At 59.3% G+C, this 20,735-nt stretch carries 18 protein-coding genes; 11 read left to right on the top strand and 7 right to left on the bottom strand.

Annotation, left to right across the window (positions count from 1 at the left end; all coding sequences use genetic code 11):
• Nucleotides 1-45: 45 nt before the first annotated feature.
• Nucleotides 46-2,676, bottom strand: coding sequence for a glucosidase (locus tag KUF73_RS28905; protein ID WP_218441368.1), 2,631 nt, complete (start codon nt 2,674-2,676; stop codon nt 46-48).
• Nucleotides 2,677-2,846: 170 nt separating this feature from the next.
• Here KUF73_RS28905 and KUF73_RS28900 point away from each other — a divergent pair, with 170 nt between their 5' ends.
• From KUF73_RS28900 to KUF73_RS28890, 3 genes are all read left to right on the top strand, one after another.
• Nucleotides 2,847-3,710 (top strand): LysR family transcriptional regulator, encoded by an 864-nt coding sequence (locus KUF73_RS28900; protein WP_218441367.1) that lies wholly within the window; start codon nt 2,847-2,849, stop codon nt 3,708-3,710.
• Nucleotides 3,711-3,816: 106 nt separating this feature from the next.
• Complete coding sequence (locus tag KUF73_RS28895) at nt 3,817-4,962, top strand: SRPBCC family protein (protein ID WP_218441366.1); 1,146 nt, start codon at nt 3,817-3,819, stop codon at nt 4,960-4,962.
• The gene (locus KUF73_RS28890) at nt 4,959-6,047 is read left to right on the top strand and encodes an SMP-30/gluconolactonase/LRE family protein (RefSeq protein ID WP_218441365.1); all 1,089 of its coding nucleotides are present in this window, start codon (nt 4,959-4,961) and stop codon (nt 6,045-6,047) included. The genes KUF73_RS28895 and KUF73_RS28890 overlap by 4 nt, the downstream gene beginning before the upstream one ends.
• Nucleotides 6,048-6,137: 90 nt before the next feature.
• Here the strand turns inward: KUF73_RS28890 and KUF73_RS28885 are convergent, their stop codons facing one another.
• The gene (locus tag KUF73_RS28885) at nt 6,138-6,338 is read right to left on the bottom strand and encodes a hypothetical protein (protein WP_218441364.1); all 201 of its coding nucleotides are present in this window, start codon (nt 6,336-6,338) and stop codon (nt 6,138-6,140) included.
• A 108-nt stretch (nt 6,339-6,446) separates the two neighbouring features.
• Nucleotides 6,447-6,680: a DUF465 domain-containing protein gene (locus KUF73_RS28880; RefSeq protein ID WP_218441363.1), complete on the bottom strand. Its 234-nt coding sequence runs from the start codon at nt 6,678-6,680 to the stop codon at nt 6,447-6,449.
• Nucleotides 6,681-6,898: 218 nt separating this feature from the next.
• On the opposite strand from KUF73_RS28880, the gene KUF73_RS28875 reads away from it, so the two are divergent.
• Nucleotides 6,899-7,420 (top strand): DUF4142 domain-containing protein, encoded by a 522-nt coding sequence (locus KUF73_RS28875; RefSeq protein ID WP_218441362.1) that lies wholly within the window; start codon nt 6,899-6,901, stop codon nt 7,418-7,420.
• Between the two features lie 57 nt (nt 7,421-7,477).
• On the opposite strand, the gene KUF73_RS28870 is transcribed toward KUF73_RS28875, so the two are convergent.
• Nucleotides 7,478-7,675, bottom strand: a complete 198-nt coding sequence (locus tag KUF73_RS28870; RefSeq protein ID WP_218441361.1) for a hypothetical protein — start codon at nt 7,673-7,675, stop codon at nt 7,478-7,480.
• A 298-nt stretch (nt 7,676-7,973) separates the two neighbouring features.
• Between KUF73_RS28870 and KUF73_RS28865 the strand changes: the two genes are divergently transcribed.
• From KUF73_RS28865 to KUF73_RS28840, 6 genes are read left to right on the top strand one after another with little or no spacing between them, the layout of a single operon-like run.
• Nucleotides 7,974-8,825, top strand: coding sequence for an STAS domain-containing protein (locus tag KUF73_RS28865; protein WP_218441360.1), 852 nt, complete (start codon nt 7,974-7,976; stop codon nt 8,823-8,825).
• Between the two features lie 4 nt (nt 8,826-8,829).
• The gene (locus tag KUF73_RS28860) at nt 8,830-9,192 is read left to right on the top strand and encodes an STAS domain-containing protein (protein ID WP_217870352.1); all 363 of its coding nucleotides are present in this window, start codon (nt 8,830-8,832) and stop codon (nt 9,190-9,192) included.
• Complete coding sequence (locus tag KUF73_RS28855; protein ID WP_218441359.1) at nt 9,189-9,593, top strand: anti-sigma regulatory factor; 405 nt, start codon at nt 9,189-9,191, stop codon at nt 9,591-9,593. The genes KUF73_RS28860 and KUF73_RS28855 overlap by 4 nt, the downstream gene beginning before the upstream one ends.
• Nucleotides 9,590-10,600: an ATP-binding protein gene (locus KUF73_RS28850; RefSeq protein ID WP_218441384.1), complete on the top strand. Its 1,011-nt coding sequence runs from the start codon at nt 9,590-9,592 to the stop codon at nt 10,598-10,600. Before KUF73_RS28855 ends, KUF73_RS28850 begins: the two co-directional genes overlap by 4 nt.
• Nucleotides 10,593-11,468, top strand: a complete 876-nt coding sequence (locus KUF73_RS28845) for a sensor histidine kinase KdpD (RefSeq protein WP_218441358.1) — start codon at nt 10,593-10,595, stop codon at nt 11,466-11,468. Before KUF73_RS28850 ends, KUF73_RS28845 begins: the two co-directional genes overlap by 8 nt.
• Nucleotides 11,458-13,401, top strand: coding sequence for a response regulator (locus KUF73_RS28840; RefSeq protein WP_218441357.1), 1,944 nt, complete (start codon nt 11,458-11,460; stop codon nt 13,399-13,401). The genes KUF73_RS28845 and KUF73_RS28840 overlap by 11 nt, the downstream gene beginning before the upstream one ends.
• Nucleotides 13,402-13,704: 303 nt before the next feature.
• Here the strand turns inward: KUF73_RS28840 and KUF73_RS28835 are convergent, their stop codons facing one another.
• The 3 genes from KUF73_RS28835 to KUF73_RS28825 all read right to left on the bottom strand — a co-directional run bounded on the left by KUF73_RS28835 (nt 13,705) and on the right by KUF73_RS28825 (nt 19,508).
• Nucleotides 13,705-16,335 carry an excinuclease ABC subunit UvrA gene (locus KUF73_RS28835; protein ID WP_218441356.1) on the bottom strand — a complete coding sequence of 877 codons (2,631 nt, stop codon included), beginning with the start codon at nt 16,333-16,335 and terminating at the stop codon, nt 13,705-13,707.
• A 158-nt stretch (nt 16,336-16,493) separates the two neighbouring features.
• Nucleotides 16,494-18,605 (bottom strand): PAS domain-containing sensor histidine kinase, encoded by a 2,112-nt coding sequence (locus KUF73_RS28830; RefSeq protein ID WP_218441355.1) that lies wholly within the window; start codon nt 18,603-18,605, stop codon nt 16,494-16,496.
• A 213-nt stretch (nt 18,606-18,818) separates the two neighbouring features.
• On the bottom strand, nt 18,819-19,508 hold the full coding sequence (locus KUF73_RS28825; RefSeq protein WP_218441354.1) for a GntR family transcriptional regulator: 690 nt from the start codon (nt 19,506-19,508) through the stop codon (nt 18,819-18,821).
• A 140-nt stretch (nt 19,509-19,648) separates the two neighbouring features.
• Between KUF73_RS28825 and KUF73_RS28820 the strand changes: the two genes are divergently transcribed.
• A complete protein-coding gene (locus KUF73_RS28820) occupies nt 19,649-20,734 on the top strand; it encodes an ABC transporter ATP-binding protein (protein ID WP_218441353.1) in 1,086 nt (361 codons plus the stop codon).
• Nucleotide 20,735: the final 1 nt, after the last annotated feature.

The following is a 20,735-nucleotide window of genomic DNA, read 5'->3' as shown; positions in this document are numbered from 1 at the left end:
TTTCCATGTAGGAGCTGCCGCAGGCTGCGATCTTTTGATCTTGATCTATGCCTGAAACAACAGCGCCACCAACGCACTCCACCCGGTCTGGTGACTGGCGCCCAAACCACGCCCGGTTTCCCCGTGAAAATACTCATGGAACAACACCAGGTCGCGACTGGCGGGGTCGGCCTGCAGTTGCGGATAGGCCGCCATCGACGGTCGATTGCCCTCCTCATCGCGCAAAAACAACCGGGTCAGGCGTTGACTCAAGCGGTCCGCGACTTCCTCCAGCGATGCCAGAAAACCTGAACCCGTAGGGTATTCCACCGAGAAGTTCTGATCGTAGTAACGATGAAACTCGCGCAAGGATTCAATCAACATGTAGTTGATCGGCATCCACACCGGCCCACGCCAGTTGGAGTTGCCACCGTACAGCCGCGACTCCGACTCCCCGGCCTCGTACTGCGCACACAGTCGATCGCCATTGATCTGCAAGCCAAAGGGCAGTTCAGCGAAGGCCTTGGACAGTGAGCGAATACCGAACTCACTGAGAAACTCATCCTCGTCGAGCATGCGTTTGAGCAAGTCTTTAGTGCGTTCGCCGCGCAACAGTGCCAGCAGCATCCGGTTGCCTTCACCCGGTTCTGTCCACCGCGACACCAGGCTGGCCAGGTCCGGTCGATGGCGCATGAACCCAAGCAAACGCTCACGCAATCCCGGCAAACCCTCGTGCTCGTGCTGCTCCAGCACCTGCACGGCGAACAGCGGCATCAAACCGACGATAGAGCGCAGGCGCAGCGGCTCGTTCACCCCGTCCGGCCGGTGCAGTACATCGTAGAAAAACCGGTCCTGTTCATCCCACAAACCTTCGGCCTCGGAGTCGACCCGATTGATTGCCCCGGCGATGTAGAGGAAATGTTCGAAGAACTTCACCGCGATGTCGACGTACACACTGTTGCGCTTCGCCAGTTCCAGGGCGATGCGCATCAGATCCAGCGCATACGCGGCGACCCACGCCGTGCCATCGGCCTGATCGAGCTGGAAGCCGGAAGGCAGCGTCGCCGAGCGGTCGAACAACGCAATGTTGTCCAGCCCAAGGAAGCCTCCCTGAAAAAGGTTGCGCCCCTCGGCGTCCTTGCGGTTAACCCACCAGGAAAAATTCAGCAGCAGCTTATGGAAAATCCGTTCGAGGAAGTCCATATCGCCCGCCCCGGTCAGCTGCTTGTCTTGCTGATACACCCGCCAGCAGGCCCACGCGTGGACGGGTGGATTGGCGTCGTCAAAGCGCCATTCATAGGCCGGTAACTGGCCATTGGGGTGCATGAAGCGGTCTTTGACCAGCAGCAACAATTGATGCTTGGCAAACGCCGGATCGATCAGCGCAAAAGCCACGGCCTGAAAGCCCAGGTCCCACGAGGCGTACCACGGGTATTCCCAGGTATCGGGCATGGAGACGATGTCGAAATTCGACAGGTGTCGCCAATGGGTGTTGCGCAGGTGCGAGCGCCCGGGCGGCGGCGAAGGTTGCGCCGGATCGCCGTCGAGCCACTGATTGACGTCGAAGTAATACAGTTGTTTTGACCACAGCAATCCGGCCAGGGCCTGGCGTTGCACATTGCGCGCGTCCGCGTCGTTGATCTCGCTTTGCAGCGCCGCGTAAAACGCGTCAGCCTCGGCGCGCCGACGTTCGAACAGCGCCTCGGCGTTCACCCGTGGGGCACCCGACGGAGCAAAGCGCTGATAGACGCTTTGACTTTGGCCACCCTCGAACTTCAGTACGAAATGCGCCGCTGCTTTTGTTCCGCCGTCGCGGCGGATTGCGTTGTCGATACCATCAACCAGAAAATCGTTGATCCCGTCCTTGAACGGACCGTTTGCCGCCACACCGTCAAGCCTGGGGAAGTTGCTCTGGTTTTCGCAAAACAGCCATTCACAGTGTTCCTCACCCCAGGCACTGGCCTGTCGATCGGCCAACTGTGGGTGGCGGGCCAGAACCTGATCGCCGTCTACCATCAGGTTCGGCTTTTGCCCGTCGGCCACCCAGCTCCAGGTGTTGCGCGCCCACAGTTGAGGCACTACGTGCAACTGCGCGGGCTGTTCGGCGCGGTTGTGCACGGTGACGCGCATGAAGATGTCGTCTGCCGCATGCTTGGCGTATTCCACCGTCACATCGAAGTAACGGTCATCCTCGAACACACCGGTGTCGAGGATTTCGTATTCGCTTTGCGCCAAGCCTCGCCGGGCGTTTTCGGCGATCAAGTCAGCGTAGGGGAACTCGGCCTGTGGGTACTTATAGAGCATGCGCATGTAGGCATGGCTCGGTACGCCATCAAGGTAGAAATACAGTTCCTTGACGTCTTCGCCGTGATTACCCTCGGCGTTGTTCAGGCCAAAAAGACGTTCCTTGAGAATCGGGTCGCGACCATTCCAGAGAGCCACCCCAAGACACCAGTGCTGGGCCTTGTCAGAAAATCCAGCCAGCCCGTCCTCGCCCCAGCGATAGGCCCGACTGCGGGCGTGATCGTGGGGGAAATAGCGCCAGGCATCGCCATCGGCGCTGTAGTCCTCGCGCACCGTACCCCATTGGCGTTCGCTCAGATACGGCCCCCATTCGCGCCAGGCATCGGCCTCACTGCCGACCAGACGCCGGCCTTCGACAGTGCCTTGAATGTTCGTAGCGGGTTTAGCTGTCATGGATGGGTCCGTTGGACAAGAGACGGTTGCAGTGTAGGAGCTGCCGCAGACTGCGATCTTTTGATCTCGCTTTTAAAAGGTCAAAAGATCGCAGCCTCGTTTACACTCGACAGCTCCTACATGGCACCTGCAAGTCTTACAATGCCAGCACTTCCCACACCGGCCTCCCCATGGACATCGATCTCGCCCGCACCTTTCTGGAAATCGTTCGCCACGGCAGCCTTGCCGGGGCCGCCGAGAAACTCCATGTCACCCAGACCGCGATCACCGCGCGGGTACAGAAACTCGAAAGTCACCTGGGCAGCACCCTGTTCGTGCGCAATCGCGCCGGTGCGCGCCTGACACCCAACGGTGAAGCCTTCGTGGTGTATGCCAATCAACTGGTGGAAACCTGGGAAGCCGCGCGCCGCGACTTGCCTTTGCCCGAGGGTTACCACGATGTGCTGCACATCGGTGGCGAGGTCAGTCTGTGCAATCCGTTGATGCTCAGCTGGGCCGGCGAACTGCGCGAGAAAATCCCCAGCCATGCCCTGCGCATGGAAATCCGTGACGGCGAGAACCTGCTGCGCCAACTGGAGTTGGGCGTGCTGGATGCGGCGCTGGTTTATCAACCGGAATATTGGCCGCGCCTGCAAGTCGAGCAGGTTCTGGAAGAGAAACTTGTCCTTGTACGTCTTCCGGGGCGTCCCGACCCGTACGTTTACATCGACTGGGGACCGGACTTCCGGCGTCAGCACGATGCCGCGCTGCCGGAAAAAGCCAAGGCAGCGCTGAGCTTCAATCTCGGCCCGCTGGGCTTGCAGTACATCCTGGAAAACGGCGGCAGCGGCTACTTCCGTACCCGCGTGGTGCAGAGTTACCTGGAAAGTGGCGTGCTGGAACAAGTGCCGAAAGCCCCGGAATTCAGCTACCCGACGTACCTGGTTTACTCCCGCGACCGCGACTCGGAAACCCTCCAGCAGGCCTTCGACCTGCTGCGCGAAGTCATCAAGACCGATGACGATTGGTCTCAACGCTGGGACCCGCTGACCTGAAACCGGTTTGCACCGGATCATGGCGGTTGTGTCCTCAAGGTTCGGCCAGCCAAAACGCCGGAATCGACTAATCTGCAGGAGATAACAAAAACGACAGGTGATTGCAGTGAGGCAGACCACCGAAGCATTCCGTAGCCGCTACCGCGCCAACATCCATCCGCTCTACAACCCTTGGCTGCACGGCACCTTTGTGCTGCTGTTCGGCCTGTTGGCCATCGCGGTTTTCTGGAGCACCGTGCACCAGGTGCAACCCACGGAATGGCTGGCGGTGCCATTGACCCTGTTGTTCTTCAACTTCGTTGTGTACATGGTGCATCGGCACCTGGGCCATCAGAAGAAAAGTTTCGCGCGGATGTTCTACGCGCGGCATGCCGGCGACCACCACAGTTTTTTTGCCCCCGGCCACATGACCTTTGACAGCGCCCGCGACTGGCGGGTGATTCTGTTTCCGGCCTGGCTGATCGTCTTGCACACGCTGGTCATTACCCTGCCCCTCTGGTGGCTGCTCAAGCAACTCGACGTGAACGTCGCCGGGTTGGTGGGCGGTTTCCTGGTCCTCGGTTACCTGGCCTATGAAGTGTTCCATGCCTGCGAGCATCTGCCGCCGCACAATCCGCTGACGCGCTTGCCGTGGGTCAGTCAGATGCGTCGCCTGCATGAACTGCATCACCGCCGCGAAATGATGCAGGAACGCAATTTCAACATCGTTTTTCCGTTGATGGATTACCTGTTCGGCACCCTCCACTGGGAGCCGGAGCCCGCCGTCCCGTACCTGACGAGAACGCCTATGACCCGCATGCAGCATCAGATCGAGATCGCTGGAAACCCCGTTGCCGTACTCGCCTATGCCAGCACCGTGACCCGGTGGCCCGAGTGGCACCCGTCGTCACTCCGGATCAATGGGCAAAAAGGCTCACTGCACGCAGGTTCGCGCTTCGAAGAGGACATTCGCGCCGGTGGGCGCGACGGGCATCTGAATTGGGTGGTCGACGAGTACCTGCCTGGCCGCCGCTGGATTGCCCAGGCTTGCGGCGATAACGGCCTGTCATTGGTGGTGACTTACGAATGCGAGGCCGAGGGCGACAACACGCGGTTTGTCCGCACGCTGGAATATCAATTCAGTGGCCTGGCACTGCGCATCGCCAACCAACTGCTGCTCAAGCGGCGGATTGATCGCGAATCAGCGGCTTCATTGCTGGCGCTACGCGAGATGGCGGAAAAACACCTGGCACAGTCAGGAGTCAATGCGTGAGTCGATCGATCCGCATTCGTCATGGGTTGTTGCTGGTGATCCTCGTCATCGCCGCTTTCCTGCTGCTGATGCCGACCAAAGTGAAACCCGTGGCCTGGACGCCACAGCCTGCGCCGTCACTCACCAGCGGTGTCTACGCCGACAATCAGCGCCTCAAGGGCGTGGAGCGCGTCGGTGCGGCGGACATCGACGGCCCGGAAGCGCTGCTGCTGGAAAACGAGTCCCTGATCACCGGTTTGCATGACGGTCGGGTGATCCGCACCAGCCTTGATGGCAAGACCCACAACGTCCTGACCGATACCGGCGGCCGGCCCTTGGGACTGGCCCGGCACCCCAACGGATTGCTGGTGATCGCCGACGCGGTCAAGGGCTTGCTGTCGCTGGATGCCCAAGGTCGCCTTGTGGCATTGACCACCGAGGCCAACAGCGTGCCCTTCGGTTTCACCGACGACGTGGCCATCGACAAATCCGGGCACTTCGCTTATTTCAGCGATGCGACCAGCCGCTTCGGCTACGGCAAGGACGGCGAAGCGATCATCGAACATGGGGGCGACGGTCGCTTGCTGCGTTACGACTTCCAGAGCGGTACAACCTCGGTCCTGCTGGATAAGCTGGAATTTGCCAACGGCGTCACCCTCGGACCGGACGATGCCTTTGTGCTGGTCAACGAAACCGGTGCCTACCGCATCAGCCGATACTGGCTGACCGGGCCGAAAGCCGGTACCCACGATCTGTTTATCGATAACCTGCCGGGTTTGCCGGACAACCTGTCGTTCAACGGCAATGACCGTTTCTGGGTAGCGCTGTATGCACCGCGCAGTGCGTTGCTCGATAGCACGGCGGCTCATCCTTTCGTGCGCAAGATGATTGCCCGAGCCATGACGGCCCTGCCCAAACCCGTGGAAAAACGCGGATTTGTCCTGGGACTCGATGTTGATGGCAAGGTCATTGCCAACTTGCAGGATGGCAGCACCGGTAACTACTCACCGATCACCACCGTGCGCGAGTATGGGGACTGGTTGTATTTCGGTTCGCTGAAGGCAAAGAACATGGTGCGGTTGCCGCTGAGTGCCGCGTTGCAATAAAAATCAAAAGTCAAAAGATCGCAGCCTTCGGCAGCGCCTACATGAATCGAATGCAGGCGCTGCCGAAGGCTGCGATCTTTTGATCTTGATTTACCGCGGGTCCCTCTCGCCTTCTCGGTCGGTCCCGTCATCCAGGTCCTCGGGAATCGCACCTTCGTTATTGGGTAATTCGTCGATACCCGGTTCGTCGTCGGGATGCTCCGCGGTGCGGCCGGGGCTCAAGGGTTCGGGATGCGTCGGAATCGGGTCGTAGCCGCCCTGTTCTTCGCTGGGAAATTTTGGATCTGTCATAAGGCACCTCGTACACAGCCACAATGTGGGGCTCTGATCATTCGAGGTGCCGGGTTTTATCGCCGTTCCAATTTTTCTGCCACCGATCGTCGGTGGCTCATCGGTGCGTCAGGACGACGACTCAAGTTGTTTGACGATCTTGTCCTTGACCATCAGGCGCGTCTCCTTGAGCTTTCTCACGGCGTCATCGCTGGATTTGGCCTGTTCTGCTTTCACTACTTCGGCATCCGCCTGCGAATACTTGTTAAGCAGCGAATCCAGTAACGGATCCTTGGTGCGTTTCTGCTGGATTTCTTCCTTTGTGCGTTTCAGATCCTGATAAAGGTCATGTGACACCGGCATGGAACACCTCCGTTTGTTAATCGGTAGCAAACGCGACTGATTGCGTTCGCCAACTATCAGAATGGCCTCCGTTGGCGGGTTCTGTCGACCACCTGTCAGACCAGCGGTGTCCGTTCGTCGTCCTGTCGCAAATGCGATAAAACCTTTATCCCGGCCCCAGCCTCCACAGGTTAACGGTCATCATGATCGCCCATGAAAATCTCAGTGGAGAAGCACCAATGGACGGATTTAACTTGCGCCACCTGACTCTGGCCCTCGCCTTGAGTACCAGCATGGGCGCGGCATTCGCCGCGACCTCCAACGATTTTGTCGATCACGCCGCCGCCGGAGGCATCGCCGAAATCGAAGCCAGCCGCCTGGCCCTGGAAAAAAGCAGTTCTGCCGACGTCAAGGAATTCGCCAACATGATGATCACCGATCATTCGAAAGCGAATGATGAGCTGGCGGCCATCGCGAAAAAGAATGACATCAAGGTGCCGGACAGCACGACGCTGACGAATCAGGCCAAGGAAAAAATCCTCGACATGCGCGACGAATCGTTCGATGCGGCCTACGCCAACAATCAGGTCAAGGCCCATGAACAGACGATCGAACTGTTCAAGAAAGAAGCCAATACAGTGACGGATGACAAAACTAAAGGTGCCGTGGAGCTCAAAGGCTTCGCGCAAAAAATGCTGCCAGGATTGGAAAAACACCTTGATATGGCGAAAAAACTGCAAGCCGCCCACCCGAGCAAGTAAGCACGCAAACAAAGAGGCCGCATCCATCGATGCGGCCTCTGTTTGTTTGCGCTGAATCTAACCGCCATCGGTATCGATGTCGGCATCCGTGTCATCGCTGGGCTTTGGTCGATCCGGATTGGGCTTGAAGCCGGGGCTGAATTCATTGTCGTTGTCGGTATGGCGGTTTTTCTGATCGACCGCCGTATCACCGCTTTGCGGTTGCGGCGTGGTTTCCTCTGGCTGTCCGAGGTTGTCGCTTGATTGGTCTTTCATGAGCACCTCACTCGTCACTGCAAATGCGCGGCTTGTCTGATTTCGAAGCCGCCAGGCAGCCAACGTTCCATGAAATAAACGCTACCCCCTGTAGGATCTGCCGAAGGCTGCGATCTTTTGATTTTGCTTTTCAAGATCAAGGTCAAAAGATCGCAGCCTTCGGCAGCTCCTACTACAGTCCATTTCACCAGATGAAAAATCTGACGTGGTCGAACAACTATTTCATCCGGCAAATGTCACTGCATTGCACCGGCCAAATTATGGGGAGCCGGTGCACACCTAAAGGGAGTCCAGTCTCATGGCGGCATTGCAATCCAGCACACTCGATGCGCTGAAGAAAAACCAGGCGCAACTGCTTGCACAATGGACAAATGGCCTGGAGGCCAGCGGTGCCACGCGCAACCTCAAAGATCAGGATATAAAGCAACAGACCTCGGATTTCCTGCAGTTAATCGTATCCGGCCTGGAAAACGGCAACGGCCAGAATATTGCTGCCTCCGGTTGGGATGAAATCCGCCTGTTCCTGGAAAAACTCTCCCACAGCCGCGCCCTGCTCGGCCAGGATTCGCAACAGACCGCCAGTTTCATTTTCTCGCTCAAAGGCCCGCTATTTACGCTGTTGCAGAATCACTACCAGGACAGTCCGGCACTGTTGGCCGAACAACTCTGGGAAGTGTCCGAACTGCTTGACGCCTTGGGCATGCACACCATTCGTACCTTCCAGAAATCCCGTGAAGCGGTGATCAAGCGCCAACAGGAAGAATTGCTGGAACTGTCGACCCCGGTGGTCAAACTCTGGGACGGCGTGTTGGCATTGCCAATGATCGGCACCCTCGACTCGCAACGCACGCAGGTGGTGATGGAATCGCTGTTACAGCGGATCGTCGACACCGGCTCCGAGATTGCCATTATCGACATCACCGGCGTACCAACCGTCGACACACTCGTCGCGCAACACCTGCTCAAGACCGTTACCGCCATTCGCCTGATGGGTGCCGATTGCATCATCAGCGGTGTACGTCCGCAAATCGCGCAGACCATTGTGCACCTGGGTCTGGACCTGCAAGGCGTGGTGACCAAGGCCAATCTGGCCGATGCCCTGAAACTGGCCCTGAGCCGGCTGGGAATGACTGTCAGCAAGGCGGACTGAGCCGATGGAGCGCATTCCGATATTGCAGATGGGCGACTTCCTGCTAGTGACCATTCAGGTCGACATGCACGATCAGTTGGCCCTGACTCTTCAGGATGATTTATCCGAGCGCATCAGCAGGACGTCAGCCCGGGGCGTGCTGATCGATATCTCCGCCCTGGACATGGTGGACTCGTTTATTGGCCGGATGATCGGGACCATTTCCGGGCTGTCGAAAATCATGGACGCCCAGACTGTGCTGGTCGGCATGCAGCCAGCGGTGGCCATCACCCTGGTAGAACTCGGTTTGACCCTGCCTGGCGTCAGCACCGCACTGAACGTCGAACGCGGCATGAAACTGCTTCAGGACCGGGTACGCGAGCAATGACCGTACGCAGCAGCGGCACTCATCCGATTCACATTGAGCAGGACGTGGTCCTGGCCCGCCAAACCGCGCGCAAGCTTGCCCAGGAGTGCGGCATGCGCCTGATCGACCTGACTAAACTGGTGACCGCCGTCAGCGAGCTGGCGCGCAACACCATGGTCTATGGCGGTGGTGGCGACATGGATTGGCAGATCCTCGACGAGAATTCGCGCACCGGCTTACGGTTGATTTTTCGCGACGAGGGTCCCGGCATTCCCGACATCAAACTGGCGATGACCGATGGCTGGACCTCCGGCAGTGGCCTGGGACTCGGCCTGACCGGCGCCAAGCGTCTGGTCGAAGAATTCGAACTCGATACCACGCCGGGCAAAGGCACTCGCATAACGATCACCCGATGGACGTGAATATTGGCGGTTCGATGACCCAGGTCCTGGTGGTCGAAGACACCAGCCAGGTCGGTCATGCACGGCGTACCGCACAGAAACTCGCGGAAAATCACGGCTTCGACAGCACCGATGCCGGTCGCGTGGCGCTGGTGGCCACTGAGCTTGCCAGTAACATTCTCAAGCATGCCGCCCATGGCGAACTGAACCTGAGGGTTTTGCCCCGCGCGCAGGGGGCTGGCATCGAAATACTGGCGATCGACCGTGCCCAGGGTTTTGATTTGCAAGCGTGCATGGCCGACGGCTTTTCCACCGGCGGCACTCAGGGCATCGGGCTGGGCGCCGTGTCGCGTCAGACTGAAGTGTTCGACGTCTATGCCGACTCCCGGGGCGCTGTGTTGCTCACTCGGCTGTACTCCCGCTCGGACAAGGCCCCGGACCGCCGCATCGGCATCAGTCAGCATTCATTGCACAACGATCCCGCCTGCGGCGACGTCTGGCACTTGGCGTTCGACGGGCCACGCCTCAGTGCCCTGGTGATTGATGGCCTGGGCCATGGTGAAGAGGCCGAGCGGGCTGCCCGCGCCGGCGAGAAAGCCTTTGCCCTGTCGCCTTTTGCCTCACCGGTTCCGCTGCTGGAAGACATCCATCAAGCCATGACCGGCACCCGTGGCGGTGCACTCGCTATCGCGCAATTCGACCATGACAACAACGCCTTGAAATTCGTCGGCATCGGCAACATTGGTGCCTGCTTGATCGCACCCGATAAGTCCCGTGGTTTGGCTTCCCATCCCGGCATCGTCGGCGGTCAATATCGAAAGGCTCAACCCTTTGACTATGCTCAGGTAAACGGACAGCTATTGATCATGTACAGCGACGGCCTGCAATCGCGTTGGAACCTGCAGGATTATCCCGGTCTGGTGCACCGCCATCCCGCCGTGATTGCCGCCATTCTGCACCGTGACTTCTGTCGTGGACGAGACGATGTCACGGTGTTGGTCATTGCTCTGGAGGCAGCCCATGGCTGAAACACCCATGAGTCAGATTGATGAACAAGCAGCGCTGATTGCGCGACTGCAAGGCGAATCTGACGCTCTGCGCGCCGAACTGGATGAAACCAACCAGGGCGTCCTGGCGCTGTACGCCGAACTCGACACCCAGGCCGAGCAATTGCGCCAGGCCTCGGACCTCAAGAGCCGTTTCCTGTCGTACATGAGCCATGAATTTCGCACGCCACTGGGCTCGATCCTGAGCATTGCCAGCCTGCTGACCGATGAACTGGACGGCCCGTTGAGCCCCGAGCAGCACAAGCAGGTGGCTTTCGTCAGCAATTCGGCGCGTGAGTTGAGCGACATGGTCGACGACCTGCTGGACCTGGCGAAAATCGAAGCCGGGCGCATCAGCATTTCACCGGCCTGGTTCGACATGTTCGACCTGTTTGCCGCCTTGCGCGGCATGTTTCGGCCGATTGTCGATGCCTCGGCCGTGGACCTGATTTTCGAGGAACCGGTGGGTCTGCCGCGCTTGTACACCGACGACAAGAAGCTCGCGCAGATCCTGCGCAATTTCATTTCCAACTCACTGAAGTTCACCACGCGCGGGGAAGTCCGGGTGTCGGCGAGACTGGAAAACAGCACTCACGTGCGTTTTGCCGTGAGCGACACCGGAATAGGTATCGCTGCCGAGCTACATGGCGCATTGTTCGAAGACTTTTCCCAGGTCGACTCGCCGCTGCAAAAACGCCTGCGCGGCACCGGGCTCGGGCTGTCCCTGTGTAAACGCTTCGCTGGATTGTTGGGTGGCGAAGTCGGATTGCAGAGCACACCGGGCACAGGTTCGACCTTTTTCGTGATCATCCCGCTGGCCATCGCCATGGAGCCTGCCGATGAAGCGTGACATCCGATTGCTGATCGTCGACGACAACGTCGCCACACGCTACGCCCTGCGCCGCCGCCTGGAAGGTCACGGCTATGAAGTACTCGAAGCAGGCACCGGCAGCGAGGGCCTTGAGCTGATCGGCAGTGTCGTGATCGATGCGCTGATTCTCGACGTCAACCTGCCGGACATGAGTGGCTTCGACATCGTGCGCAAGTTGCGTTCCGACCCGGCGACCGCCCTGCTCCCGGTGATTCACGTATCCGCCGCGTCAATCCAGACCGGCGATATCATCACCGGCCTCGACGCCGGCGCCGACGCTTATCTGATCCACCCGGTGGACCCCGACGTCCTGCAGGCAACCTTGCGCACCTTGTTGCGGGTGCGCGAAACCGAAAACGCCCTGCGTGAAAGCGAGGCACGTTTTCGCGAGATTTTCGTCAATGTGTCGGCGCCTATCGCGGTGCTGGATGCCGATTTGAAGGTGCATGAATGCAACCATGCGTTCGCCCAACTGATTCAGGACAACCTCGACCCTGACACCCTGCGCGAATGTTTTGCCGACGATCAGTGTGCCATCATCGAAGAACTGCGCTTGCGCCTGTCCTATGGAGAACGCTGGAAAGGCACGCTGAGCATGCGTGTCCAGGGCGACATTCGTGAAACCGAATGGCAGATTTCGCCCTATCGCACCCCGGAATTGAGCCTGGTCTTTGTCGAGGATGTGACTGAGCACCGTCACCGCGAACGCTCGCACCTGGCGCGGCTGGACGATGCTACTAGCCAACTGGCCAAAGAAGTCGCCGAACGCGCACGCACCGAGGCCCAACTGTTGCAAGTGCAGAAAATGGACGCACTGGGCAAATTGACCGGCGGCATTGCCCATGATTTCAACAACCTGCTGACCGGCATCATTACCAGCCTGGAATTGATCCAGAAACGCGTCGCCGCGTCACGTACCGACAAGGTTCAGTTCTACACCGAAGCGGCCCTGAGCTCGGCCATGAGCGCGGCCTCTCTGACCCATCGCCTGCTCGCTTTCGCCCGGCAACAGCCACTCGACACCCGGCCGGTGGACATCAACGAGCACATCCGTTCACTTGAAGAACTGCTGGTGCGAACCATCGGCGAGCGCATTGCCTTGAAACTGGAACTCACCTCCAAAGCCGCCATCGCGCTGGTCGATCCGATCCAGCTGGAAAGCGCCGTGCTCAACCTGGTGATCAATGCGCGAGATGCGCTGCCCCTGGGCGGCAACATTTGGGTCAACACCTATGCCGCCTATTCCCATGGCGATCCGAATCTGGCTGATGGCGCTTACGTCGCGTTGTCGGTGCGCGATGACGGCACCGGTATTGAACACAATGTGATCGACAAGGTATTCGATCCGTTCTTCACCACCAAGCCGCTGGGCCAGGGCACTGGACTCGGGCTGTCGACCATCTACGGTTTCGCCCGGCAGTCGGGGGGCGATGCACATATCCGCAGCGTGGCGCGGCGCGGCACTGAAGTGACCATTATGTTGCCGGCCAGCTCCGACCCGACCGCCGGCGAAGTCGAGTTGACGACGGTGGACCCCCAAGGTGCCGGTGAACATGTATTGATTGTCGAGGACACGCCATCGGTGCGCATGTTTGTGGCCGAGGTGCTGGTGGATGCCGGTTACCGTTGCACGCAAGTGGGCGATATTGAAGGTGCCCTGGAACGCCTGCAAAACGATGAATCCATCGACCTGCTGCTGACCGATGTCGGCCTGCCGCGCATGACCGGACGTGAACTTGCCGACGTTGCGCGCGGCTGGCGCGAGAAGCTGCCAATCCTGTTCATGACCGGCTACGCCGAAACCGCCATCAACCGCCAGGTGTTTCTCGGCAGTGGCATGGACATGCTGATCAAGCCGTTCCAGATCAACGAGCTGCTGGACAAGGTACGACGTACCATCGACGGCAACTAAGATCAAAAGATCGCAGCCTTCGGCAGCTCCTACACGGATCAATGCAGGAGCTGCCGAAGGCTGCGATCTTTTGATTCATCTCATAACAGGACCCTGGCCAAAAACGGCGCTGTCCGGCTTTTTTTGCTCTTCGTTTCTCGGCAGTGGCATGGACATGCTGATCAAGCCGTTTCAGATCAATGAGCTGCTGGACAAGGTACGACGTACCATCGACGGCAACTAAGATCAAAAGATCGCAGCCTTCGGCAGCTCCTACACGGATCAATGCAGGTGCTGCCGAAGGCTGCGATCTTTTGATTCATCTCATAACAGGACCCTGGCCAAAAACGGCGCTGTCCGGCTTTTTTTGCTCTTCGCAACTTTCTGCGGCGTCCCCGCAACCACGATCCTGCCGCCCTGATCCCCCGCGCCCGGCCCAATATCAATCACCCAATCACTCTGCGCCACCACGCGCATTTCGTGTTCGACGACGATCACCGTGTGCCCCGACGTCACCAGGTTATTCAACTGCTCCAGCAAGCGATCAACGTCCCGTGGATGCAATCCGGTGGTCGGTTCGTCGAGCACGTACAGCGTCGCCCCACGCTGGTTGCGTTGCAGTTCGGTGGCCAGTTTGATCCGCTGGGCTTCACCGCCGGACAACTCAGTCGCCGGTTGACCCAGTCGCAAGTAACCCAGGCCGATGTCACGCAGCACCTCCAGCGAACGGCGAATGCTCGCCTGTTCGGCAAACACATCTACCGCCTCATCCACAGTTAGTTGCAGCACCTGCGCAATGCTCCGGCCCTCCCAGGTGATCGCCAGCGTCTCAGGGTTGTAGCGAGCGCCGTGACAGGTTGGGCAGGGAGCATAGACGCTGGGCATGAACAACAACTCGACACTGACAAACCCCTCACCTTCACAGGTCGGGCAACGACCCTTGGCGACGTTGAATGAAAACTGCCCGGCGTCGTAACCCGCCGCTTGTGCCTCAGGCGTGGCGGCGTAGAGCTTGCGCACGTTGTCGAACAGCCCGGTGTAGGTCGCTAGGTTGGAACGCGGCGTGCGGCCAATAGGTTTCTGATCGACTTGCACCAGACGCTTGATCGAAGCCAGCCCCGCGGTGACTTGGCCGCCGCTGACTTGCGGCGCGTCGTCCTCCAGGCTCAGCTCTTCCGATTCGTTATCGGCGGCCGGGCGGCCGAGGTGCGCGCCCACCAACTCCAGCAACGCCTGGCTGACCAGACTCGATTTACCCGAACCCGAAACCCCGGTTACCGCCGTGAAACAACCCAGAGGGAACTCGACGCTGAGGTTGTCCAGGTTATTGCGAGTAATGCCTTCCAGGCGCAGCCAGTCACTGGCCTTGCGCGCTGCTCGGGGCTGGCCTACCTGTTCGGCGAACAGGTAGGCGCGGGTCTGTGAGTCAGTCACGTCGGCCAGCCCGGCCGGCACGCCGCTGTACAGCACCCGCCCGCCGTGTTCGCCTGCCGCAGGGCCAACGTCGATCAACCAGTCGGCACGGCGCATGGTTTCCAGGTCGTGCTCGACTACAAACAAGGTATTGCCAGCGGCTTTCAAGCGTTGCAGGGCTTCAAACAGCGCTTCGCCATCCGCTGGGTGCAGACCGGCCGAAGGTTCGTCCAGTACATAGATCACGCCGAACAACTGCGAACCCAGTTGCGTTGCCAGGCGCAGGCGCTGCAACTCGCCAGACGACAAGGTCGGCGTGCTGCGCTCCAGGGCCAGGTAGCCGAGGCCAAGGTCGGTCAGGGTGCTGACCCGCTCCAGCAAATCCTGGGCGATCCGTTGCGCGGCCAAGCGTTTTTCCACCGACAGGTTAGGCGTGTGACGCACATCCGGGGCGTTGGCGTGGCCGCTGGCGCCGTGGGCGACCCGCTGTTCACGCGCCTCGCGAGTCTGACGGTGAGTCAACACCTCGCCCGCCTCTTCGCCTTGCTCAAGGTAATGCTGGGCTGCCACCGGCCTCAGGACTTCAGCCACTTGCAGCAATGGCATCTGCGACAGCTCGCCAATGTCATAGCCGGCAAAGGTCACCGACAACGCCTCGCGCTTTAGTCGTTTGCCATCGCACAACGGACAAGGGCTGCCGAGCATGAATTGCGAGACGCGCTTCTTCATCAGCGCACTTTGCGAATGGGTGAAGGTGTGCAGGATATAGCGACGCGCGCCGGTGAACGTGCCTTGGTAACTGGGCTCCATTTTGCGCTTGAGGGCGACCCGGGTTTCTTCCGGCGTGAGCCCGGCATACACCGGCACGGTCGGAGTTTCTTCAGTGAAGAGAATCCAGTCGCGCTGCTTTTTCGGCAGGTCGCGCCAGGGAATATCGACGTCGTAGCCCATGGTTACCAGGATGTCGCGCAGGTTCTGGCCTTGCCAGGCCATGGGCCAGGAAGCGACGGCGCGCTGGCGAATGGTCAGGCTCGGGTCCGGCACCATCAGCGCTTCTGTGACTTCATACACCCGACCCAACCCGTGGCATTCGGAGCAGGCGCCTTGCGGGGTGTTGGGCGAAAAGTCTTCGGCATACAGCATCGGTTGCCCCGGCGGGTAGCTGCCGGCGCGGGAATACAACATTCGGATCAAGCTCGACAACGTCGTCACACTGCCCACCGAAGATCGTGTGCTTGGCGTGCCCCGTTGTTGCTGCAAGGCCACCGCCGGCGGCAAGCCTTCGATGGAATCGACATCCGGCACGCCGACCTGATCGATCAAGCGCCGTGCATACGGAGCGACGGATTCGAAGTAACGGCGTTGCGCTTCGGCATACAGCGTCGAAAACGCCAGCGACGACTTGCCCGAACCGGACACACCGGTGAACACCACCAAGGCATCGCGTGGGATATCGACGTCGACATTCTTGAGGTTGTGCTCCCGGGCGCCGCGCACCCTGACCATGCCTGAGGGAGGGTTGGAGGTGCGCGTTGAAGTCATTGGCCAGCCTTATTTGAAGAGTTACGCAATCCAAATGTAGGAGCTGCCGCAGGCTGCGATCTTTTGATCTTGTCTTTAAAGCAAAGTCAAAAGATCGCAGCCTTCGGCAGCTCCAACAGGGTTTGATCGTTCCCACCCGGAATATGAGAACGTTTTGTTCAGCCATTGAGGACGGTGCGGATCATGTGGGTCAGCGCATCCGGGCCATAGGGTTTGCTCAGCAAATGCGTGTCCGGGCTCAGTTGGTGATTGCGCGAGATAATGTCACGGGTGTGGCCGGAGGTGAACAGCACCGTCACCGGGGGTGACTGGACCTTGGCCCACGCCGCCAGGTCCGAGCTTTTGATCAGGCCGGGCATGACCACATCGGTGAAGATCAGGTCCACTGTCATACCATCCAGCAGCATCTGCATGGCGATGTCGGCATTGGCCGCCGTCGACACTTGATAGCCCTCTTCGCGCAGCAATTCCACCGTCGAAACGCGCACCGCTTCATTGTCTTCGACCACCAGAATCCGTTCATGGCCACCGCGTTGCCCGGTATCAGGCGTGGCTGTTTCATTGTCCGCCGACCGCAGGCTGCGCGGAAAATACAACTGCACCCGAGTGCCCTGGCCGACGACACTGGACATATCGATATGCCCACCGCTCTGTTTGACGAAACCGAACACCATGCTCAAGCCCAGCCCCGTGCCCTGGCCATCGGGTTTGGTGGTGAAAAACGGTTCAAAGGCCTGCGCGAGTACCTGCGACGACATGCCAACACCGGTGTCTGCCACCGACACCCGCACATAATCACCGGCGACAATGCCTTTGCTGGCGCAAAACACCGCGTCGAGCGTCATGTTGTCGGCACTCAACTCGATGGTGCCCTCTCCCTTCATGGCGTCACGGGCATTGATCGCCAGGTTAAGGATCGCGTTTTCCAGCTGATTACGATCGACAAACACTGGCCAAGGGTCTATCGGCGCAGTCATATGCACCTGAATGGTTTCTCCCAGTGCGCGCTGCAACAGTTCACCCACACCGTCGAAAATCTGCTGGGGTGTGCAAGTCGCCGGGGACAATGGCTGGCGGCGTGCGAATGCGAGCAATTGCGAGGACAGTTTTGCGCCGCGCTCGACTGCAGCAATCGACGCCGCGACCCGGCGTTGCACGTTGGCGTTTTGCGACTCGTGCCGGGCCAACAAGTGCAGGTTGCCAGCGATCACCTGCAACAGGTTGTTGAAGTCATGGGCCACGCCGCCGGTAAGGCCGCCGATGGCTTCGAGTTTCTGTGACTGACGCAATTGTTCTTCCGCCGCCAGCCGCGCTTCAACTTCATCGCTCACCCGCTGCTCAAGATTTCGGGTGAACCTGAGCAGCGATTCTTCGGCGGTCTTACGTTCATTAATGTCGATCAACACGCCAGGGAAACGAAACGGCTCGCCCTGCTCATTGAATTCGCAGGCGCCGCTGGCAAGCACCCAGAGGTAACTGCCGTCGGAGCGCAATACCCGATATTCAGCGTTATAGGGCGCACCCGTGTCGATTGACTGCTGCATTTGCTCCAAAACCCAGCCGAGGTCGTCGGGGTGAACCTGCTCTTGGGCGATGTTCCGCGAGAGGTCTTGCAGGTTCTGTCCGGGAGGATAGGAAAAGGTCCGGGCAAAACGCTCATCGCCGCTCAGTACGTTGGCCTTGATGTCGAGCACGAACGAGCCGAGCAAGGCCCCGGCATTCAGGGCCAGGCGCACCCGTTCGTTGTCGGCGCGATAAGCATTTTCCGCAGCCTGGCGCAGGCGTTCGGAAATCATGTATTCGGTGGTCTCTACCACCATCGCCATGACCCCGGCCGGGCAACCATCATCGTTAGCCACGGGGCTGTAATACAGATCCATCCAGACGTCTTCCGGAGCACCATCACGCAGCAACACCAACTCTTTGTTGCGGAAGGACAATGTACCGCCTGCCAGACAGGTGTCCACGACATGCCGATTGAATTCGGCCACTTCTGGCCAGCCCAGCTCTACCGGAGAACCCAACAGGTAAGGGTGACGACCACCGGCAAATACCGAGTAAGCGTCGTTATAGATCATGTAGCCGGGAAGGCCCCAGAGCATCACCATCGGCAGCGGTGAGGCGAGCATCATCTGCACCGAACTGCTCAAACTTTTCGACCAGGTTTCGAGGGCGCCCAACTCGGTCCGGCTCCAGTCGAACGCACGAATGCGCCCGGCCATTTCACCGCCCCAGCCAGAACATCCGTGGCTATCTTCTAGAAACTGCATCGACTGGCTCTGCCTCGCACATTCACCCGTTTGTTTCGAGCATTGTGGATGCTATTGGTTTCATGGAGGTATAGCTGATTCGTATCGCCATGGCGTCTATGGAAAACGCAGTCTCAATGTAGGAGCGGCCGCAGGCTGCGATCTTTTAATCTTGTCTTTAAAAAACACAGTCAAAAGATCGCAGCCTTCGGCAGCTCCTACAGGGTATGTGGGTTAGACCTCAATCAGGTGTTTGAGCGGGTGATAGCCGGTTTTGAGTGTGGCAGCGACATCAAGAATGGCTTTCTCGATGCCATTGAGGTGCATGCAGGTCAGCTCGATCGCCGCACTCTGGTTACCCGCCTCGATGTACTCGATCAGCCGCAAGTGTTCGTTATCGCGACACGCCTCGTGGCTGTCGTCATCCAGTGCAGCGGCGTATAGCGAGGCGCGGGAGATCAGCTTCTGGAACCAGTCCAGCAGCACCGGATTGTTCAGGCTGCGCGCCAGTTTGATGTGGAATTCGCCGAGCAAATGGATCAGCCGTTCGTGATCCCCGCTTTTATGCGCTTCATCTTCCAGCAACAGGTGATCGCGCAGGTCCTGGGTCACAGCGGTGTCGCGGCGGCGGCACAGCTCGCTGACGATGCCGATCTCGACCAGGCGCCGGGTTTCGAACAGCGAGCGGATCTCTTCGTCACTCGGCAATGACACCGATGCACCTTTATTGGGCTCGGTGGTGACCAGGCCATCGGCTTCCAATTGCTTGAGCGCGGCCCGAACCGACGTTCGGCTGACATTAAAAAGTTCAGCCAAAGAGGCCTCGCCGAGCTTCATGCCAGGACGCAGGGTGTGCTTGCTGATCGCCTCGTAAACCCCTTGGTAGACGCGGTCGACCGTGGTTTCCGGTTTCTTTTCGGCCATTCGATGACTCCTTCAGCGCTGTGCAACCGGCCCCCAGGCGAATGAACAGCCTTTCAAAAGGGGTTGCACGAGCAGATTAATCCGGGTATTTCTAAATTGCATCCAGATATTGCATACAATAATTAGAGGATTGCACCATAATGGGTCAACCAACAGCTATCGAAGTGCGTAATGTCTCCAAGCGGTATTCCGACGATCCAGGCCTGGCACCAGCGCTCGACAACGTTTCAGTCGATATCGCCGATAACGAATTCTTCACCCTGCTCGGCCCTTCCGGCTGCGGCAAAACCACCCTGTTGCGTACCATCGCCGGCTTCGAGCATGTCAGCGACGGCGAGATCCGCCTCGCCGGTGAACCGGTCAACGACCTGCCGCCGTTCAAGCGCCGGGTCAACACGGTATTCCAGAGCTACGCGCTGTTTCCGCACATGAGTGTTGCGCAGAATATCGCCTTCGGCCTCGAGATGCAGGGTCTTGATCGCAAGCAAATTGCACAACGTGTCGACGAGATGCTGGCGCTGGTGCAGATGCAGCACCTGGCCCAGCGCAAACCCGCCGAATTGTCCGGCGGTCAGCAACAGCGCGTGGCTCTGGCACGGGCGTTGGCACCGAAACCGAAAGTACTGCTGCTCGACGAACCGCTGTCGGCGCTGGATCTCAAGCTGCGCAAGGAAATGCAGGTCGAACTCAAGCGCGTGCAGAAAGAAGCCGGGATCACTTTCATTTTCGTCACCCACGATCAGGAAGAAGCGCTGACGTTGTCCGATCGCATCGCCGTAATGTCCGCTGGCAAGATCCTGCAGATCGGCACACCCACTGACATCTACGAACGGCCACAACATCAGTTCGTCGCGCAGTTCATCGGTGACATCAACTTCCTCCCCGGCCACCTCAAGCGCGGCCAGCAGAACGAAAAACTCTTCGTTCCCAACGGCATGCCGGTCGAAATCCCCTGCCCGGCCCAAGGCTTCGACGGTTCTAGCGTGCAACTGGCGTTCCGCCCGGAGCGTTCGCAACTGGTCGATCCGACACAACCGCATCACCTGCGCGGGGTGATCGAGGCGGTGCTGTATGTCGGCACCGCGACCCTCTATCAGTGCCGCTTGAACAACGACATCAAAGTCATGCTGCGTGAAAACAACGAGGGCCTGAATCGCAGCCGTGGCATCGGTGATCGCGTCGCGGTCAACCTGCCGCCCCACGCCTGCCTGCTGATGGAGGCCTGAG

The sequence above is a fragment of the Pseudomonas sp. PD9R genome (assembly GCF_019200975.1).
GTDB lineage: Bacteria > Pseudomonadota > Gammaproteobacteria > Pseudomonadales > Pseudomonadaceae > Aquipseudomonas.
This window is presented reverse-complemented; position numbering and strand designations above follow the sequence as displayed.